Source organism: Margalitia sp. FSL K6-0131, from assembly GCF_038008735.1.
GTDB lineage: Bacteria > Bacillota > Bacilli > Bacillales > Bacillaceae_C > Margalitia > Margalitia shackletonii.
On the sequence record NZ_JBBOZS010000001.1, the window covers coordinates 5,182,611 to 5,202,096 of the forward strand.

Below are 19,486 nucleotides of genomic sequence, written 5' to 3' on the forward strand. Positions count from 1 at the left end.
ACTTTTTAAAATCTTTTTTTGGAGCGGGTGATGGGAATCGAACCCACGACAACAGCTTGGAAGGCTGTAGTTTTACCACTAAACTACACCCGCATATTTAAATTTCATAATGGTCGGGAAGACAGGATTCGAACCTGCGACCCCATGGTCCCAAACCATGTGCTCTACCAAGCTGAGCTACTTCCCGATTGAAGTAAGTATACAAAACAATAATATACTCGCTTGAATAGTTTTTTTATGGCGCGCCCAAGAGGAGTCGAACCCCTAACCTTTTGATCCGTAGTCAAACGCTCTATCCAATTGAGCTATGGGCGCATTATAGTGAAATTATTTATAGAAAGTTAATTTGCTGTGCAAAAAACTTTGGTGCGGCCGAGAGGACTTGAACCTCCACGGGGTTGCCCCCACTAGGCCCTCAACCTAGCGCGTCTGCCATTCCGCCACGACCGCATTTATTAAAAGTGACAAAAAACATTATAACAAACAGCTAGATAAATTTCAATAGTAAATTTTGGTGCGGGTGAAGGGAGTCGAACCCCCACGCCTTGCGGCGCCAGATCCTAAGTCTGGTGCGTCTGCCAATTCCGCCACACCCGCGTTACAGAAAGAAAATCCACGTTAAAATGGTGAGCCATGAAGGACTCGAACCTTCGACCCTCTGATTAAAAGTCAGATGCTCTACCGACTGAGCTAATGGCTCGTTAAAGTTTTCAAAAATAAAAAAATGGCTGGGCTAGCTGGATTCGAACCAGCGAATGACGGAGTCAAAGTCCGTTGCCTTACCACTTGGCTATAGCCCAATATTGATTTTAAAAGAAAGGAAATTCATCATAGCATATACTAAAACAAATTTCAAACCCCATTAAAAATGGCGGTCTGGACGGGACTCGAACCCGCGACCTCCTGCGTGACAGGCAGGCATTCTAACCAGCTGAACTACCAGACCAATATTATGAATTTCTAATGACCCGTACGGGATTCGAACCCGTGTTACCGCCGTGAAAGGGCGGTGTCTTAACCGCTTGACCAACGGGCCATAACAACTAATGAATTATGGCGGAGAAGGAGGGATTTGAACCCTCGCGCCGCTTACGCGACCTACACCCTTAGCAGGGGCGCCTCTTCAGCCACTTGAGTACTTCCCCATATTGGCTCCGCAGGTAGGATTCGAACCTACGACCGATCGGTTAACAGCCGATAGCTCTACCACTGAGCTACTGCGGAATATTATTTCAATCTCGACTCTTAAAATTATAATGAGGAACAGGCCATGTGTCAACCCAATTTCAAAAAAACTTTTTTACGACACTATTATTTTGCTTTATTTAGCTTTCCTCCGCATTTTCCACATACATAACGAGTCGTATCCACTTTTCTCTTTCTTTTATACAGGGTTTTACAGTTCGTACATTCATACAAATGAAGAACAGTCACTCTTTTTGTTTTTACATTTTTAAGAGGCGTACAAAATCTCGAACCTCCAACTTGTTTTAACAATGCCTTAAAATCATAATCCTTATGCTGATAGCCTCTTCCTTCTATATGAAGATGATAATGACATAATTCATGCTTAATGATTGCAATGAGTTCCGTCATTCCATGCTCCTCAAAATACTTATAATTAAGCTCAATATTATGGCTCTTCAATAAATAGCGTCCACCAGTTGTTCGCAATCTCGGATTGAATAACGCATAATGTTTAAATGGCTTTCCAAAAAAAGTGATTGAAATATCCTCAACAAGTTTTTGAAGCTTTAGATTGTCCAATCTTAAACTCCCCTTTTTAAACAACTCAAAATGAACATGACAACCCATTATAACATATACTAGGTATTAACCTACTTATCAATCAAGGAGGTTTCGATATGCCAATCTGGTTTCAGAATCAAATGCGAAGGGCGTTTAATGAAAAAAATCGATATCAAATTAAACTATTAAATCAATGCTGGTTTTTTTACACAAACCAGAACAATGAAAAATCCAATTGATATTTCATGGTCTTACCGATCTATCTATATAATATTAGAGGACAGAGAATCCGTTATTTTGATAAAATGACCTCAATTTCATGACTAAGCGGACAGAGGTTCCGTTATTCGCGAAAAAACACATTGAAATTACTGATATTTTGCTAAATAACGGAACTTGTGTCCGCAAATCGAAGGAAACAACCCATTTTCTCGCAGATAACGGAACCTCTGTCCGCTAAATTCAAAAAACGACCAAACATGTACGCGTTTCGGTCGTTTTTTTTCACACAATGTTCTCCAAAGTAACAGACCTATTGCAGTCTTACTTATTTTTTCAGCATTGTAAGGGATAATCTTCCTTTTTGAGTATCAACGTTTTCAACCCACACAGTAACAATATCCCCAACAGATACAACATCAAGCGGATGTTTGACAAATTGATTGCTTAATTTTGAAATGTGGACTAGTCCATCTTCTTTTACTCCTACATCCACAAATGCTCCAAAGTCAACAACATTTCTTACTGTACCTTGCATTTCCATTCCAGGCTTTAAGTCTTCTAGTTTTAAAATATCTTTCTTCAATAGTGGTTTAGGTAATTCATCCCTCGGGTCACGTCCCGGTTTATTTAATGCATCTATAATATCTCGTAAGGTAAGCTCTCCTATTCCTAATTCATTCGAAATCTCTTGAATAGACAGAGCTTCAATTGCAGCCTTTAATTTTTCAGAACCAATATCTGCAGTGGTAAAATTCAACTTTTTCAACAATGCTTTTACTTCTTCATATCTTTCAGGGTGAATAGAGGTTTTATCAAGCGGCTCGTCCCCATCTGTTACCCTCAGAAACCCGATACATTGCTCATACGTTTTTGCTCCTAAACGAGGAATGTCCTTTAATTGCCTTCGATTAACGAACCGACCACTCTCATTCCGAACTTTAACAATGTTTCCAGCTACAGTTTTACTTAAACCAGCTACATATTGTAGAAGTGAAGGTGAAGCTGTATTTACATTCACCCCAACTTGGTTTACAGCGGTTTCCACCACAAATGTTAAAGAATCATTTAATTTCTTTTGCGAAACATCATGTTGATATTGGCCGACCCCTACGGATTTTGGATCAATTTTTACTAATTCCGCTAGAGGATCTTGAAGTCTTCTTGCAATAGATACCGCACTTCTTTCCTCGACCTGCAAGTCCGGAAACTCCTCCCGCGCTAGATCAGATGCAGAATAAACGCTTGCACCCGCTTCATTAACAATAATATAAGATATATCGTTTTTTACCTCTTTCAGAATTCCTGCTACAAATTGCTCTGTTTCCTGAGAAGCAGTTCCATTACCGATCGCAATGATTTCAATATGGTACTCTTCTAAGATCTTGATAATTTTTTCTTTCGCTTCTTCTGGCTTTGCTTTTGGTGGATGTGGGTAAATGACACCTATGTACAATACTTTTCCTGTTTCATTTACTACTGCCAATTTGCAGCCGGTTCGATAAGCGGGGTCTACCCCCAATACCATTTTCCCTTTTAATGGTGGCTGTAATAAAAGGTTTCGTAAATTTTCGGAAAAGATATGGATCGCTTGATCTTCACCCTTTTCCGTTAGCTCATTACGAATTTCCCTTTCGATTGCCGGCTGGATCAATCGTTTATAAGCATCTTCAACTGCTTGTTGAACATAAATAGCAGTAATAGAATGAGACGTTTTTATTACCTTTTTAGAAAGCTGATCGATAATTCTTTCTATTTCTGGCTGTATGGATACACGCAATATATCTTCTTTTTCACCGCGATTTAAGGCTAAAATTCGGTGGGGAACAATTTTCCTAATCGGTTCTTCGTATTCATAGTACATTTCAAAAACCTTTTTCTCATCATTTTCTGCTTTTTTCACAGAGGAGGAAATGATTCCGGTTTTATATGTATCACGTCGAATCCACTCCCGATGGGAAGCCTCATCCGACACCCATTCTGCAATAATATCCTTCGCGCCAATTATAGCTTCTTCTGCTGTATGTACTTCCTTCTCTTCCGAAATAAATTGTGCAGCTTTCTCTTCTACATTACCGGTTGTCGGAAAGGTCATCATCCATTCCGCCAGCGGTTCTAATCCTTTCTCTTTTGCAATGGTTGCTTTTGTACGACGTTTTTGCTTATATGGTCGATACAAGTCCTCTATCGTTTGAAGCTTATCTGCAGCGATTATTTTTTGTTGCAACTCATCTGTAAGCTTTCCCTGCTCTCCAATTAATCTAATAACCTCTTCTTTTCTTTGTTCCAAATTTTGAATATAGGTCCATCGCTCCATAATAGCTCTGATTTGAACCTCATCCAACGCTCCCGTCATCTCTTTTCGATATCTTGCAATGAACGGAACGGTATTTCCTTCATCAAGTAAAGAAATGACTGTATTTATCTGTTTAGAGGAAAATTTCAATTCCACAGCTAATTGCTTTTTTAATTGTTCATCTCTTGTTGCTACTGTTTGTTCAACCATTCAATTCACCCATTTCCACCATTATTGAATTATTGTGAGACCCTTATTATTTTACCATTTTCTATAAAAAAGGAACAAATGCGCAAGCGCCTTGCCCATCGGCGTATGGATTTCGTAGTCTTCGACTGAGATAAAGGAAACACAGTGAGGTAGTTCGCGAACTGATGTTGACTTATCGTAGGGAGGAGACGGAGAAATCCACTAGCCGATAGGCGCTGAAGCTAGACGTAGACAACTTTTTAAAAAGTTATCCAAAAGGTTCAATTTTATAAATTCCTAAGCAGTGAAAAAGCCTGCAACCTATAGCAAGCTTCCAAGGATAAAAGTAGAGTCATCCGTCTTCCGAATATGGTCTCGTTCTATTTCATTAGCGATCGCCTCAAGAGGACGTCCGCTTTGAATAAATGTTTTTGAATTAGAAAGCTTTAATCCATCCGAATGTAACAAAAAACGAGAATTCGTTTCATAAGAAAAACGATGTGTCCGGTAAATTTGCGGTCTTCCCGATAAATAGCCTGTCACCGGTAGAGGATACATTGTTTTCCCGGAAGGTGTGTATAAAAAAAAACGAATATTCCCGACGCAGCTATAAATAAATTCACGCTTCCGTAAATCGATTTTCATTATCGAAACGGCTGCTCCTCTTTTATTTACTAGTAACTTATTGCATTCTTGTATGAGTGTTTCCACATCTAATTCCAGGTGTTCCTTTACAAAATCTACAACAGATGAGGATGCCTCAAAAGCGGCTTTCCCGCTTCCAAGTCCATCAGCTAATATACATAAAAATATGTCATTCTTTACGGTCATAAAAAAGCTATCTCCACAATAATCCTTTCCTTCTTTTGCTGTTTGAAAAGCAATTGCTTCCATCAAATTATGTTGAATTTGCATCATGATAAGTATTTCTCCGAATCTATTGTATCTTCCTCAAAAATGGCTTCACGTAATTTTTTTATAGCACGACGCTGTAGTCTTGATACATGCATTTGGGATATCCCAAGCTTCAAACCTGTTTCTTTTTGGCTTTTATTTTCCAAATAAGTATATTGGATAATTTGGCGTTCTTGATCACTTAGTACGTGTAATGCCTTATCGACAACTAAGCGCTGATCTACCTTTTCATATCCTTCATCTACATTTCCTACTATATCTAATAACGTGACAGTGCTTCCATCTGAATCCGCTTCAATGGAATGATCTACAGACAGAGATTGGTAGCTTTTCCCCATTTCCATTGCCTCAAGAACATCTTCCTCGGATACATCTATTCTTAAGGCAATTTCTGCAATTTTAGGTGACCGCTGCAATTCTACTGTTAATTCCTCCGCGGCCTTTTTAATTTTCGGACCAAGCTCTTTAATTCTTCTTGGGACATGCACACTCCATGTTTTATCACGTAAAAATCGTTTTATTTCCCCAATGATAGTTGGAACAGCAAAAGCTTCAAAGCCCTTCCCAAATGATTCATCATATCTTTTCAATGCTCCTAGCAAACCGATAATTCCAACCTGAAAAATATCCTCATGATAATGATTTCCCTTTGAATATTTTCGCGCAATCGAATCAACTAGCCTCTCAAAATGCTTTACAAGTTTTTCTTGTATCTCTTCGTCCCCATCCTTTTGAAATGATTTAATCAAGTTGGTCACCTGATTTGATTCCATATATTTAGGTTGAGACAATTTTCCCATCGGTCTCCACCTGCTCTCCTTCAAGGTACTTTGTCATGACGACAGTTACCCCTTCGTTTTGAAGAATTTCTACTTCATCCATGAGACTCTTAATTAAGTACAGACCCAATCCCCCTTCATTCAATAGATCCGTTTGGTTCCTTTCATGGTATGGACCTATCATTCCTTTTACTTTTTCAAAATCAAAGCTTTTTCCTGAATCAACTACCACAACTTCTAATCGGTCGGAATAAATCCCAAAGGTAATGGAAATTTGCCCTTCCTTACTCCCTTTATATCCGTGCTGAATGGCATTTGTAATTGCCTCGCTTACGGCAATTTTCAAATCCTCAATATTTTCGTAATCAAATCCCATGCGACTGGCAATACCCGAAAGTGTTAAGCGAATAATACCAACATATTCAGGTTTTGCAGGTATTTTCATCTCGATGTATTCAAATGCCCCCATTTTTTTACACACCCTCTGCCTCGGTATTAATGTCCATAATCTCTGCTAAACCAGTTATCTGAAATAAACGTTTAAGACGCGGTGACAAGCCTGTCAATTTTAAGCTCCCTTCATTTTCTCTTAACAGTTTAAATAGTCCTACAAACACTCCCAAGCCTGTACTATCCATATAAGTGACATCTGAAAGGTCAACCATCACATGTATAGACTTTTTTCCTTCAAACGGTTTCAATGCCTCCCTAAGCTTCGGTGCTGTATATGCATCTATCTCACCGTTCACATCCATTTGCACTTGGTTATCTGTTTCTCGTATGTTTGTAGTCAAATTCATAACTCCACCCCTTTACCATGTTTGCTTTTACTCTTTACCCTGTTTACCATTCAGTCAAACCTTTTATTTTACTCTTTTTAAAATAATCAACGTAAAATCATCACGCAGCTGGAATGCTTGCAGCCTTTCCAATTCTTTATATACGGTATTCACTATTTCACTAGCTGGTAAATCAATGTTTTTTCGTATGTATGAAACGATGGCTTCTCTTTCAATAAATCCCGTGTCCGTTCTGCACTCTGTAACACCATCAGATAAAAGAATAATCATATCTCCAATTTGCAGTTTTTTGGAATATCCCTGGTAACGAGTTTTTTTATTTACTCCAAGAAGCAAACCTTCTGCTTCCAGATCTAAAAATCGGCCCTTGCTTGCATCATAGAAAAATCCCGGCTCATGCCCTGCTGATGCATAATGAAATTGCTGTGCATTAGGGTCATACATCCCATAAAACATGGTAATAAACATACTTGGATCCACATTTTGCTCCACGACGCGATTTAAATCCTCAAGCAATCGGCTTGGTTGATGCTGGATATCCGTTAAGCTATCCATCGCATATTTGATCATGGACATGCAAAGAGCCGCAGGGACCCCTTTTCCTATGATATCAGCAATAGCCACCCCAATGCGGTTTTGCTCATCTTCAATAAAGTGGAAATAATCACCACTCATTTTTTTCGCTGGCACACTAATTGCCCCGATGTCTAAATATGCTGTTTTAGGGATTTTCGTTCCAAGTAATGTTTTTTGCATATTGGCCGCTACTTCAATCTCGTTCTTCAATTCAATTTGCTGATCACGGAGACTTTGGTGTTCCCTGTAGGCTAAACCATAGCCCATCATAATTTCTAATAGCACATCAAAGGAATGAAGCACATTTTCATTCATATTTGGTTCAATTTCTAACAATATCGAGCGATGTAAACTAATCATTTCTTCTGGTGATATTTGATGTTCAATCAATTTCCGGCTGAACTTCTGGCCTTGATATAAAACTTGTTCACTTTGGTGCTGCAGATAATTCAATAAAATATTTCTATACTTTGTTTCCATCCTATTTTTAAATGTCATCAGGTAACTCCCCCTATCGGAGCCATTTTGTCGCTGTAATAATGGTTCCCTGATTCGGTTTAGAATCAATATCAAATGTATCCATTAATCGTTTTACCCCGGGCAGTCCCGCTCCTAATCCACCTGAGGTTGAGTACCCATCTTCCATTGCTTTGCGAATATCTTGAATCCCAGGTCCATCGTCTTCGGCAATAATTTGCAAGCCCCATTTCCCATCGTCAAAGACTTTTTTAATTGTTATTTGACCTTGTTTCGCGTATAGAAAGATATTCCTAGCAAGTTCACTAATTGCTGTCGTAATTCTTGCTTGATCTACAGTGCCGAAGTTGAGTTCTTTTGCAATATTTCTTCCTAACTGGCGGACAGCAACGATGTCCCATTCGGTTAAAATCTTTACGCTGGATTGGAACTCCATAAAGTCAATCCCCCAGTTCCTGTTGTAATTTCTCCAAACCTTTTTCTAAATCAAGTGCGGTCGATACATCCTCTAAACGAATTCCGAGTTCGATGAGTGTAATGGCGACAGCAGGGCGTATCCCTGTTACAACAACCTTTGCCCCCATTAGCTTTGACATTTCAATTACATCCCCAAGAACTTTCGCTATAAATGAATCGATAAAATCAATCGATGTTATATCAATAACAACACCCCTGGCATTCGTTTCATGTATTTTATGTAATAAATCTTCTTGAAATTGCAGTGCAGTTTGGTCATCAAGCTCCCATTGAATGGAAACAAGTAGACATTCATATAACTTTAATATTGGTATTCTCACTACCTATGCCTCCATTTTTACAATTTTTCGATTGGTCATCTCTAATGCCTTTTCTATGCCAATACGCAAAGTGCTAGTAGTAATGACTTGATTTAAATTTATTCCTAAATTAACAATCGTTTGTGCAATCTCTGGTCTAATTCCTACTAACATACACTTAGCACCTACTAATCGAACTGCATCCGCAGCCTGAATAATATGGTGAGCAACCATAGTGTCTACAACAGGAACACCAGTAATATCGATTAAAACCACCTCAGATCGGTGTTTTACCACTCCACTCAAGAGATTTTCCATAATTAATTTAGCTCTTTCTGTATCAATCGTTCCCACCAATGGCATAACAGATATTTTTTCAAACACTGGAATTAACGGTGCCGAAAGTTCTTGAAGAGCAATTTTTTGCAATGAAACCGTCCGTTCCCACGATGCGGTATACGCATGAATAATTTCCTGAAGCACAGGTGTCATCCATTGATCATAAACGATTGCAAATTCCTTTACTTTTTCTGATGGGATTAACTCTTTATTAAAAATTTCCGAATATATAATGCGCCCTAAAGTCGTTAAACCTAATGAAACGTAAGTCAACGGCCAGCCTAAGCGGACAATTCTTTCGGAAAATTCCTCGAGTTTTTCCGTATATTCCTGATTGGATTTTTTCATTCTTGCAAAAATAACCTCAACAAATTCTGAACTCAGGTTAACATACACAGTTTCTGAAACTGTTTTTGTAACCCGTTCATCTCCTTCCTCCTGCATTCTCTTCATCCATTCCGTTAAAATAGCTTCTTTATTGTTGGTCAAAAAGTCTTTCAAAAAGTTCTGCATAGGACCTCTCCATTCTTATAATTATCATTTAACCTACATCCTTAGATAAGCTGAAGTTTCCACTTTTGTTATTATATTAATGGTAACAAATTATTAATATTGAAAAAATTCTTTTGCCTTTTATGGAAAACAAATAATTCTTATTCCCTGTAATATTACCGAATGTTCAGACTACTTGTAAAATAAAAAAACGCTCTCTTTGGAGAGACGTTTAAAATTCTATGAGTCCTAAGCTTATTTGCAAGGCATCATCTACTTTTTCCATCATTTCTTCGTCAAGATGCGTGATTTTGTCCGTTAAGCGTTGTTTGTCAATTGTGCGAATTTGTTCAAGCAAAATAACAGAATCGCGTTCAAAGCCGTAACGCTTTGCATCAATTTCAACATGTGTAGGCAGTTTTGCTTTTTGGATTTGCGCTGTAATAGCAGCAACAATTACAGTCGGACTAAACCTATTCCCAATATCATTTTGTATAACTAGTACCGGTCGGACTCCACCTTGTTCCGATCCAACCACTGGGGAAAGGTCAGCAAAGTACACGTCACCACGCTTAACAATCAAAGGACTAACCCCCGCTAACCAAGCGTTCTACTGTATGTTCTGCTTCGTATTCTGCCTGAATCGCTTCCGATGCTATCGCTAAATTTATTTTAGCCATTTCCATATAGCCACGTCTCATGGATTCACGAATTTGACGTTTTCTTCTTTCACGAAGATACATTTTTGTAGCACGATAAATAAACTCATTACGATTCACATTTTCTTGTTCAGCAAATCCATCAAGTTCTGATAATAGCTGTTGCGGTAATCTAATTAATATTTCTGTTGTTGCGCTGGATTCAGACACAAACGACACCTCCACCAATCACTACACACCGATTCTTAAATACCAATTTAATAATACCACCAAATTAACTATATGCAAAGACTAATTAGTCATTCCTCTCTATTATCGGCAAAAAAATCAACCATTTATGCATATATATAGGCTGTGCATCATTCAAATCCATATTTTCCTTGAAAATACTATACCATTTAACAGTATCTCCAAAATGTTTTTTAATAGCATTTAATTTTAAAATTTGTCTGGTTATATCGTTTAGTTAACATTCATACCGTCTTTTGCATACACATTCACTAAAGTCATTCACCCCAAATAAAACCCGTTCACGTAAACACATAAGGCTATAAGTCAATCGAAATCACCTAATATAACTTTAACATCAACAATATTTTTCAGGAGTCTAATAATCCATTTCTAATTTCAGCTACTTCGCCGTTTTTTATATAAACTCTCGGAACTCTTTTAGATATAGTACACGGAATCTCATAGTTTATCGTTTCCAATTTATGAGCAATGTCATTTATGGAAATAAAATGACCCTCTTGTTCTCCTATTAATGTAACATTCGTTCCAACAGGCATATAGTATGGGAGCCTAATCATACATTGATCCATACATATTCTACCGACTATAGGAGCTTCTTTTCCTTCCACTAAAACAACTTGCCCTTGTAATTTTCGAATCCACCCATCAGCATATCCAATTGGAAGAGTTGCTATCCACTCCTCTTCTTTTGTCTGATAGGTTGCACCATAGCTAATACTCTCACCTGGGGACAGCCTTTTCACATGGACAATCTTTGTATGCAGAGAAAAAACCTCTTTTAATGGAAAAGGAACTAGATTTTTCATTTCATCCGAAGGGGATAAGCCATACATAGCTATACCTAATCGAACGGCATTAAACCCTGATTGAGGAAAACGCAAGGTTGCAGCACTATTTGCACAATGAATATAACGCGGTTTTATATCCAAAGCGTTGACCATTTCCATAAATCGATGTAATTGTGTTTCATAATAATCCGTATTTAGCTCATCAGCCGTTGCGAAATGAGTAAAAATCCCTTCGAATATAAGATTATGGCTATTTTCGATAACATTTACGATGTCCTTTAGTTCACTTCTGTTTCTTATTCCTATTCTGCCCATGCCTGTATCACATTTCACATGAACAGAAAGCATGTCATTACCTAATGTTAACATAGCTTTTTCCAGCCATTCCTTTTGAAAAACAGTTAGTGAAATTTTATTTTTTACAGCTATAATTGCATCTTCAGGACGAGTAGCTCCCAATACAAGAACTGGGACATCAATTCCATTTTTTCTGAGAACCAACGCTTCATCTAAAAAAGCCACTGCCAAACCGTGAGCACCTGCCTCCAATGCGGCCTTCGCAACTTGTACATCTCCATGTCCATATCCATTAGCCTTTACAACAGCAAATATTTCGACGTCCTTTGGTAAATGTTCTCTTACAGACAGCACATTTTCCTTTAAATAATCTAACTGTATCTCCGCCCAAGTATCACGATAAAATGGTGAATTCATCTAAAAACACATCCCTGACAAATGTATAAGTAATAATAGCTTTGATTATTTATCTTCATTTGTTAATTGTCAAATTTAGAATACCTTTATAGAGCAGTAAAGTGGAATATAATGTTTTATTTCTTCAGGGTTTGGGTGTTCCTCTAAACTAAATCAACTAGCGTTTACTTTTCCTCAACAATCCGTATGAAAATCTAAATAATCTCCGAATTATTTATACGTTAGTATGAAGAAAATATATTTAGATTGAAATAAATCGACTTGTTATCATAATCATTTAGGTAAGTAATAAAATTGAACCTATTTCCCATTCTTTAGAGGATATTGTTATTGAAGATATTCGCTTGGAGAAATTGGCACAAATGAAGAAATAATATAAGAAGCGATGGAATTTTTATCTATTCTAGAAGCTTTGAAAGACACAAGTTGAAATTAAAACCGCCCATTTTAAGGGCGGTTATTTTATATTTTCTATTAATAAAAAAAGATCCCAATTACCTTGTTTGTTAAATAATTTTTTTAAGTTACTATACTGTAGTTGTGGAATAGTTGGATTAATTAGGCACAAGTTTGGAAATGGATTTTAATTAATGATTAATTAACCTTATAACTACAAATACTAATCCTGATAAGAGCACAAAAATCAGTATTCCCATACTCCACTTTAATAGTTTTTCCGTTTTGCCTTGATTCGAATAAGATGTAGATATTGCCTGTGCTGGCTGAATACGAACAGCCTTTTCCGCAGGTGGGACGGCCCCAAACACTCCTGCAACAACCGGAATAACACCTGTTGTAACAATAAACCATAGATGATTAGTTGGAAATTGTTTATATAAGACTCCTATGATTAAAATTGAAACTAATAAGCCTATAATACCAGCTATGATTCCACTTAAAATTCCTTCCCATAAAATTAACATTCGAACATGATTGTTTCGCCAACCAACCGATTTCAATAAAGCTATTTCTGGCTGCCTTTCCATGATATTTTGCCACATTATTTCCGCAGTTGTTAAGATTGCAATGACAAACGCTACTGCCATCGCAATAAAATGTGATGCGCCAACTTCCACTGCAACATATTGTCCGAGCCAAGATGTGAACATTGTTCCTTTCAACTTAAAGGTAATAAATAGAAAGAGACTTAATAATGCAGTTGGTAACGCCATGGCAATTATCGATAGAACTCCCCGTTTCCATTTACCTATAAAATGATTTATAGCCATAGTCATCCTGCCTCTAGTCCGTAAGAATCTATAAGCAACACCAGCAATTTCTCCTGTTCGCATTGCCTCGTAAGGTCGTATTTTTTTTGTAAGCAATGCCGGACCAATTGCACCAAGCCAGTAAATGACTAATCCGAATAAACCTGAAAGAATAAATCGAGTTGGAGAAATTTCCGTTCCCTTTACTGAAAGTACCAAACCAAGAATAAACCAGGTAATGATGGCAACAAAGGAGCCTAGAAAGGTTGCTTCGATAAATAAAAGCTTCGCCAATTGATTAGGACGCCAACCTACTGATAGTAAAACAGCAAATTCCTTTCGTCTTGCAAATAATGAAACTAAATTCGATGCGAGTACGTACACGATAGCTACAACCATCACACTTGCAATAATGCTAGAAAACCCCAATTGTGTTTGTTGAAAAATCGTAAAAGATGATCCAATATTTATCCAAGGCTGTTCAATCCATCCGAGTGCCTTCTCCTTCCCGGAGGCAGGGACATGCGTGAGAACTGATTGCGGGGAGGAACCAAGTGTGATATCCGTAATTAGACCCGTCTTTTCACGTATTTCATGCGCAATCCTTTCAAGTTTTTGTTGACTCTGCTTACTTATATGTTCTACACCATCTACTTTGATTCGAATCGCTGAAATAGGCTTTTTACCGAGAATCTCGGAAGCGGCTTCTATTGTAGTTAACATTGCTGGCGGCTGAGTCAACAAATCATATGCTTCATCCGTCGGTTTAATCGAAATTGGCGGATTCACAGGCTCACGCTTGTTATCCAATACAAGCTTGGCGGAAGCCGGACGATATGTTTCCATGGGTAGTTGTGTTAATGGATCTTTTGGAACCTTTAACCTCTCTGGATCGTAAAATCCGATTAATTTAGGAAATAACTGTGGCCACTTATACGAGTTTTCACTAAATAATACAGTAGGGCGAAATAAATTGTAGCCCTCCTTGCTATTCTCCGGAATCCTAAGATTGTAGCTAATTGGCCACCTGTTTGAAAATGGGCTTGTGGCTTTTTGATAGTCTAGTGGACTTGGTTTTTGAGAAATAGAAATGCCTTGATCTATTATATTATTCACAACGGTCAAAGAAGGTTTTCCTGTATTTGGATTAACCCCTGTTACCTGTTCAATCATTTTTTCATATGTTTTTTTAAAGGAAAAGGAATAATTATACTCTTTACCAGATCTGGCTACAGGAACTGAATCCAAGTATTTTCTCCCACCTTGATTTTTAACCATTTCCATCGTTTTATCCGCCTGATTAGAATTATTAAATGGTAAATCAAGGCGTTGTATCGTAAAGTTTATTGATTTATCTACCCAAGGCGTGCTACTTATGAAAACCGGTAAATAAGTCTCTTTTTTTGGTTCTAAGTTCGGGGCCGGGGATACTAGTTCACTATAACTTTTATCATTTGAGTTAAAATAACGACTTTCACCAATATTTAATGTTGCTTTATCTAGGCCAACAAGCTTTGCCTCTTGTACAGGATCTATACCAGCTAACAAGACCCGCGCAGTAGTATTTAAATCTCCTTCAAATACACCTACACCATAATCAGGGTCCTTATTATATGCACTCCAGGTATTATTAGGGAAATAAAAATTATTCGTCTCAACATATTTACTCGATCCTATATCCGTCACACTTTTTTCTTGTAAACGGTATAACCCATTTCCTTTTATTTTTATCTTAGGAAAATTAACAATAATATAGGCATAACCAATCATGGAAATAGGGGCAGCAACTCTCACCCCCTCAATTTTTTGAATTGTTTTATATTGATCTAAACTAATACCCCCTTGTAATCCACTTAAATAGTTTGGTTCCATGAGATTGTCTGTTTCAGTTGAACTTCTAGTACCCATTGGACGAACTACAATATCATAAGATGAAGTCCAATGCCTTTCTAATTCTTTTACCACGGTTCCCTTATTTGATTGTGATAAACCAACTAGATAGCTTAATCCGGAACCGATAATTAAGGCACCAACAATCAATAAAATAAACCTTTCCCTATGTCGCCACCAATTATTCCAGATAAATCGAATCATTTTTCAATCGCTCTATTCTGAGTATTTTTTATAAGACTCATATTTACACCGGCCTTCCAAATAATTATAAGAGGTTAAACAGCTAAAGGCTTTTGATTTATAAGTAAATTATAAAGACTGTTAATATTCGACAAATAACTACTTAATTCCACTTTTCCATCATTATCAATAACAACAGCATAAGGGACATTTTGGATAAAATATAATTGGGATATTTGGGAGGACCGTACGTATGTAAATTTACCCTTGAGTAAGGATTTTATATGTGAGTCTTCGGCATTTTCATCACTATTAATTATTACAAAGTTTATATCGTATTTTGGAATCGCATTTTCTATTTGCTGTAAAAGGGCTTTACATTTTGGACAATGCGTACTAATAAATAATAAAACTGTATGTTTTTCATTAAATAGATGCTTTGAGATAACTTTATTTCCATTTTCATCAAATGTCCTAAATAATGGTGCCATTTGTCCTATATGTAGAGTTGCAAATTCTAATCCATTAACACTTTTAATTTGTTTTAAAAAATTTTTATTAAACTTAACAAAATAATATAAAACACCCAGTTCAGCAACCAATAATATAAGAACTGCCAAAAGTATAAAAGAATTCCATTCCATTTTAAATTCCTCCCTTATTTTCGGAAATTTTACTTAACAATTTATGAATAAGTGATAGATGCGCTTTGTATTCCTTAATAACTCCATAAACAAGTAATGTACTAAGAGCAAACATGCCAATAACTATACTTTCAAAATAAGCTACGTGATAAAAAACATTCTTCTCATTATGGTAAATAAGAAACGTAAAAATAAGCATAATTAATATATTCCTATATATAAGAATAGAACTTAGTTGTTCACTATCTAAAACGCTACCACATCCACAAGAAATTTGCTGATTACCTCTTACCAAGTTTATTAATACAGCACTGGTGTATGTGAAAAGTAAGGTATAGAAAATAATAGAATTATAAAGTGTTATACCGGTGACAACTAGGGAAATACTAATAAATAACTCCCCTATCAAAAAAAGGAATAACAACGGTTTTATTAGAGAACCATGAATTATTCTATAAGATTTCATATTACCTATATGATTATGCCAATGCTTCAGTTTATCAATCGCAGTTAAGAAAAACAGTATGGCCAATAATTCCATAAAGAAAACTAATAGAAATTTCATCCAATAAGCTCCCCTTCCAACTTCAATTTCATTTGACTAAGCTTTTCGTGTGAATCAAATAACCTCTTATACTCTCCTCCTAAATTAAGAAGCTCATTATGAGTTCCTTGCTCAATAATCTCACCTTCTTTCATTACTAAGATTTTATCAGCCAATTGAGCAACCCCCAGTCTATGGGTAATTAATACAATTGATTTATCTTCAAAAGTCCTAAACAGTTCCTCAATAATCTCCACCTCACTTTTTGGATCGAGAGAAGCTGTCGGTTCATCTAGAATAATTAGATTACTATTACGAAAAATAGACCGTGCTAAAGCAATTCTTTGCCACTGCCCTCCTGAAAGATCGAAGCCCTGTCCAAATAATTTCCCGAGTTGAGTATCATACTGATTTGGTAACTCCATAAGAGCAGAATGAATACCTACCTTTAAGGCTGCTTCCCTTATATTTTTTTGGTTGTAAGACTGATTTTCCTTCCCTAAGCTAATATTCTCTTCAGCAGTGAACTCGTATTTAATAAAATCCTGGAATAAAACCGATATATTTTTTTGATAGGATTTTATATTGATCTCTTCAATAGGAAACCCGTTTACTGTTAATGAATGTTTTGTTTCATATAATCCAGATAAACATTTAATTAACGTGCTTTTACCCGAACCATTAGTTCCTACAATTACTATTTTATCTCCGGAGTTTATATTTAAATTTATTCGTTTTATTGATGGTGAAGTTGCATCCGGGTAAGTAAATGTTAACCCCTTAACTTCAAGACTATTAAAATCTGAAATGCTTCTTCTATTAATGTAACGATTATCCTCATGCATATCTAAAAAGGAACGCAATTCATTTATTTGAAAACTTGATTCATACAATCCAGAGATAGAATGAGATATGGAGTATAACCCACCTTGCATATTCTGTATCGCCTGCAAAACAGCTACTAAACTACCAATTAAAATTACTCTAATATGAATTAAGTAAATTACAAGAATACCGGATATACCATATGTAAAAATAAAAAATGATTGAGTTAGCATCAACCACTTTATTTGGCTTTTCAATAATTTTAAATTTTCTTTACCATTTTTCCAAAAATATTGTTTCCACTTTTTCACCATCAGCTTTTCTGCTCCATAAAGACGAATTTCCTTTAAAGACTCCCTTCTAGATAATAATTCGTGTATATATGATTCTTTTCTACCATAAGGGGTTAAATACGCCATTAACTGATATCTTCGATTTCCGAATTTTAAATCAATAACAATCAGCGGTATAGAACCTACTATTAATATCGGAACAAACCACCAACTGATGGATATAAGAAATACTAAAATACCAACCCAAGAAATAAAACTTTTAATGAATTCGAGACTATCATTTGTCATTTTAATTATTTGTGTTTTCGCTGTTTCAATCCGATGAAGTTTATTTTGGAACTCTGAACTTTCAAAGTTTATATAAGAAATCCGCTGAAGTTTTTCAAAAATTACTTCACTAATAGTCTCACCAAAAAATAGCTCTATTTTTTTACTTTCTAATTGATAAAGTTGTTGCAACCAATAGGTAATAAACATAATCCCTACTTGTGCAAGAAAAAGAATTAATACAAATGAAAAAGCACCCTTTCCCTTAACTAATGTAACTATATTGTTTACCAATTCCTGGGTTGTCCAAATTAGTACTATAGGTAAAATCCCTAATATCACCTTATAGAGAACTATAGATGTGTAAGATCCTTTACAGGATTTCCATAAGAGATTATTGCTGTATAGTATACATCCTATTACTCCTGTTATTTTTTTCATAGCTTCTTCCTCCATTATATTTATGAAGCGAAAAACGTTTCGACCATACTCCACGGAAATTGAAAATCCATTGATAAATTCCCTTCCTTTTTTAATGAGAGAAGGGTAACAGGATATTATTGGTTCTAGCTTTGAAATTATCGAATGGTGCTAATAGAAAAAGAACTTATAACACTAGAAATAGACCCAGAATTGATTTGTAAAAAATATAAGTATTATCCTATAATTCAAAATGTAAAAAACATTGACAATATTCTTACCTATTATTTATAATAAAAGAAAAATATGGGAATGTAAACACTTTAAATACATTTAATGTAATATTTCCTTGATTAGTTGGAGGGATTATAATACCATGATGATTCTTTTTGAAAGTTCCACTTTATTTCTTTTAACTATCTCTATTATTTATTTATTTGCAAATTATAAAACACTAGTGAAATTACCAAATCAATCAGATGATAAAATACATAACAATGAATTAGATATTGTAAATCCCATAAATATTATAGAAAAAAAAGCTCCTAATTTTTTTGCTACTTCTCTTAAAACTGGCGAAAAAAAAAGCCTCGAACAAATTGTAGAAGATGATACTGTCTTAATCTTTGTTGATACTGGGTGCATTCATTGTAATAATAATCTTGAAATTTTTTTAAATAAAGTACACAACCACTCTAAGATAAATTACGTTATTTTAATCGAAAACTCCCAAATAAATAGCGCAAAAAAAATGTTGGATTTATACGATGGTAATCTGAATATTTATTTAACAGAGTACAGTACATTTGATAAGTATAAAATTATGTTTTTGCCTGCATTTGTGTTAATAGATAGTAAGTTTACTATAAAAAATATTACCCCAATCCCTATTCTTATATTCCAAAATCCTATTTCAGCTTAGCAACAAATTCGATTTGGTGGTTTTTACCATTAAAGGAGGTGATAAAAATGAGTACTGCTCCATACCCAATTTGTGGGGATCCTAATCATTACAGTGGTTACTATTATTGTACTAAACATGCTTGTGGTACCAATTCGTACTGGTATAATTACAAAATTGTAGATGACTCTGGTGATGTCTGTTCAGACAAGCCTGTAAGCTGTTCATGCTAAATCACTGTGTAGTAACAGTGGTAAATTGAACATCATTGAAAAAGAGCCTTACTTTTGT

General features: G+C 35.9%; 20 protein-coding genes and 11 tRNA genes. 3 read left to right on the forward strand and 28 right to left on the reverse strand.

Features of this window, described 5'->3' with window-relative positions; translation table 11 throughout:
* Positions 1-19: 19 nt before the first annotated feature.
* From NSQ59_RS25335 to NSQ59_RS25390, 12 genes are all read right to left on the reverse strand, one after another.
* Positions 20-93, reverse strand: a tRNA-Gly gene (locus NSQ59_RS25335).
* Positions 94-110: 17 nt separating this feature from the next.
* A tRNA-Pro gene (locus NSQ59_RS25340) sits at positions 111-187 on the reverse strand.
* Between the two features lie 51 nt (positions 188-238).
* Positions 239-315 (reverse strand) — tRNA-Arg (locus NSQ59_RS25345).
* Between the two features lie 49 nt (positions 316-364).
* A tRNA-Leu gene (locus NSQ59_RS25350) sits at positions 365-450 on the reverse strand.
* Between the two features lie 62 nt (positions 451-512).
* Positions 513-597 (reverse strand) — tRNA-Leu (locus NSQ59_RS25355).
* Between the two features lie 27 nt (positions 598-624).
* Positions 625-700: transfer RNA gene (locus NSQ59_RS25360), tRNA-Lys, on the reverse strand.
* A 25-nt stretch (positions 701-725) separates the two neighbouring features.
* Positions 726-800: transfer RNA gene (locus tag NSQ59_RS25365), tRNA-Gln, on the reverse strand.
* Positions 801-869: 69 nt separating this feature from the next.
* Positions 870-946, reverse strand: a tRNA-Asp gene (locus tag NSQ59_RS25370).
* Positions 947-964: 18 nt separating this feature from the next.
* A tRNA-Glu gene (locus tag NSQ59_RS25375) sits at positions 965-1,036 on the reverse strand.
* Positions 1,037-1,054: 18 nt separating this feature from the next.
* Positions 1,055-1,145: transfer RNA gene (locus NSQ59_RS25380), tRNA-Ser, on the reverse strand.
* Positions 1,146-1,149: 4 nt separating this feature from the next.
* A tRNA-Asn gene (locus NSQ59_RS25385) sits at positions 1,150-1,224 on the reverse strand.
* 87 nt (positions 1,225-1,311) lie between these two features.
* Positions 1,312-1,767 (reverse strand): SprT family protein, encoded by a 456-nt coding sequence (locus tag NSQ59_RS25390; RefSeq protein ID WP_055741335.1) that lies wholly within the window; start codon positions 1,765-1,767, stop codon positions 1,312-1,314.
* Between the two features lie 98 nt (positions 1,768-1,865).
* Here NSQ59_RS25390 and cmpA point away from each other — a divergent pair, with 98 nt between their 5' ends.
* Positions 1,866-1,988, forward strand: coding sequence for a cortex morphogenetic protein CmpA (gene cmpA / locus NSQ59_RS25395; protein ID WP_126650054.1), 123 nt, complete (start codon positions 1,866-1,868; stop codon positions 1,986-1,988).
* 308 nt (positions 1,989-2,296) lie between these two features.
* On the opposite strand, the gene NSQ59_RS25400 is transcribed toward cmpA, so the two are convergent.
* From NSQ59_RS25400 to NSQ59_RS25475, 16 genes are all read right to left on the reverse strand, one after another.
* Positions 2,297-4,474 (reverse strand): Tex family protein, encoded by a 2,178-nt coding sequence (locus NSQ59_RS25400; RefSeq protein WP_340833000.1) that lies wholly within the window; start codon positions 4,472-4,474, stop codon positions 2,297-2,299.
* 300 nt (positions 4,475-4,774) lie between these two features.
* Positions 4,775-5,371, reverse strand: coding sequence for a PP2C family serine/threonine-protein phosphatase (locus NSQ59_RS25405; RefSeq protein WP_340833001.1), 597 nt, complete (start codon positions 5,369-5,371; stop codon positions 4,775-4,777).
* Positions 5,368-6,168: an RNA polymerase sigma factor SigB gene (gene sigB / locus NSQ59_RS25410; RefSeq protein ID WP_055741338.1), complete on the reverse strand. Its 801-nt coding sequence runs from the start codon at positions 6,166-6,168 to the stop codon at positions 5,368-5,370. Before sigB ends, NSQ59_RS25405 begins: the two co-directional genes overlap by 4 nt.
* Positions 6,146-6,616: an anti-sigma B factor RsbW gene (rsbW, locus tag NSQ59_RS25415; protein ID WP_055741339.1), complete on the reverse strand. Its 471-nt coding sequence runs from the start codon at positions 6,614-6,616 to the stop codon at positions 6,146-6,148. The genes sigB and rsbW overlap by 23 nt, the downstream gene beginning before the upstream one ends.
* A gap of 4 nt (positions 6,617-6,620) precedes the next feature.
* Positions 6,621-6,947: an anti-sigma factor antagonist gene (locus tag NSQ59_RS25420; RefSeq protein ID WP_055741340.1), complete on the reverse strand. Its 327-nt coding sequence runs from the start codon at positions 6,945-6,947 to the stop codon at positions 6,621-6,623.
* Positions 6,948-7,010: 63 nt separating this feature from the next.
* Positions 7,011-8,021 carry a PP2C family protein-serine/threonine phosphatase gene (locus NSQ59_RS25425; protein WP_126650037.1) on the reverse strand — a complete coding sequence of 337 codons (1,011 nt, stop codon included), beginning with the start codon at positions 8,019-8,021 and terminating at the stop codon, positions 7,011-7,013.
* 13 nt (positions 8,022-8,034) lie between these two features.
* Positions 8,035-8,436, reverse strand: coding sequence for an anti-sigma regulatory factor (locus NSQ59_RS25430; protein WP_055741342.1), 402 nt, complete (start codon positions 8,434-8,436; stop codon positions 8,035-8,037).
* 4 nt (positions 8,437-8,440) lie between these two features.
* On the reverse strand, positions 8,441-8,797 hold the full coding sequence (locus NSQ59_RS25435; RefSeq protein ID WP_055741343.1) for an STAS domain-containing protein: 357 nt from the start codon (positions 8,795-8,797) through the stop codon (positions 8,441-8,443).
* Positions 8,798-8,800: 3 nt separating this feature from the next.
* Entirely contained in the window at positions 8,801-9,628 is an 828-nt protein-coding gene (locus tag NSQ59_RS25440) for an STAS domain-containing protein (RefSeq protein ID WP_126650036.1), read from the reverse strand.
* Positions 9,629-9,839: 211 nt separating this feature from the next.
* Entirely contained in the window at positions 9,840-10,190 is a 351-nt protein-coding gene (gene ndoA / locus NSQ59_RS25445; RefSeq protein WP_055741345.1) for a type II toxin-antitoxin system endoribonuclease NdoA, read from the reverse strand.
* A 4-nt stretch (positions 10,191-10,194) separates the two neighbouring features.
* Positions 10,195-10,476 carry a CopG family ribbon-helix-helix protein gene (locus NSQ59_RS25450; protein WP_055741346.1) on the reverse strand — a complete coding sequence of 94 codons (282 nt, stop codon included), beginning with the start codon at positions 10,474-10,476 and terminating at the stop codon, positions 10,195-10,197.
* Between the two features lie 389 nt (positions 10,477-10,865).
* Positions 10,866-12,020: an alanine racemase gene (alr, locus tag NSQ59_RS25455; RefSeq protein ID WP_340833003.1), complete on the reverse strand. Its 1,155-nt coding sequence runs from the start codon at positions 12,018-12,020 to the stop codon at positions 10,866-10,868.
* 587 nt (positions 12,021-12,607) lie between these two features.
* Positions 12,608-15,322: an ABC transporter permease gene (locus NSQ59_RS25460; protein WP_340833004.1), complete on the reverse strand. Its 2,715-nt coding sequence runs from the start codon at positions 15,320-15,322 to the stop codon at positions 12,608-12,610.
* A gap of 74 nt (positions 15,323-15,396) precedes the next feature.
* Positions 15,397-15,945, reverse strand: a complete 549-nt coding sequence (locus tag NSQ59_RS25465) for a TlpA family protein disulfide reductase (RefSeq protein ID WP_126647564.1) — start codon at positions 15,943-15,945, stop codon at positions 15,397-15,399.
* Position 15,946: 1 nt separating this feature from the next.
* Positions 15,947-16,510 (reverse strand): MauE/DoxX family redox-associated membrane protein, encoded by a 564-nt coding sequence (locus NSQ59_RS25470; protein WP_126647565.1) that lies wholly within the window; start codon positions 16,508-16,510, stop codon positions 15,947-15,949.
* Complete coding sequence (locus NSQ59_RS25475; protein ID WP_183101935.1) at positions 16,507-18,315, reverse strand: ATP-binding cassette domain-containing protein; 1,809 nt, start codon at positions 18,313-18,315, stop codon at positions 16,507-16,509. The genes NSQ59_RS25470 and NSQ59_RS25475 overlap by 4 nt, the downstream gene beginning before the upstream one ends.
* Before the next feature lie 355 nt (positions 18,316-18,670).
* Here NSQ59_RS25475 and NSQ59_RS25480 point away from each other — a divergent pair, with 355 nt between their 5' ends.
* Both NSQ59_RS25480 and NSQ59_RS25485 read left to right on the forward strand, forming a co-directional pair.
* The gene (locus tag NSQ59_RS25480; RefSeq protein WP_126647567.1) at positions 18,671-19,216 is read left to right on the forward strand and encodes a hypothetical protein; all 546 of its coding nucleotides are present in this window, start codon (positions 18,671-18,673) and stop codon (positions 19,214-19,216) included.
* 47 nt (positions 19,217-19,263) lie between these two features.
* Positions 19,264-19,428 carry a hypothetical protein gene (locus NSQ59_RS25485; RefSeq protein WP_183101936.1) on the forward strand — a complete coding sequence of 55 codons (165 nt, stop codon included), beginning with the start codon at positions 19,264-19,266 and terminating at the stop codon, positions 19,426-19,428.
* Positions 19,429-19,486 lie beyond the last annotated feature (58 nt).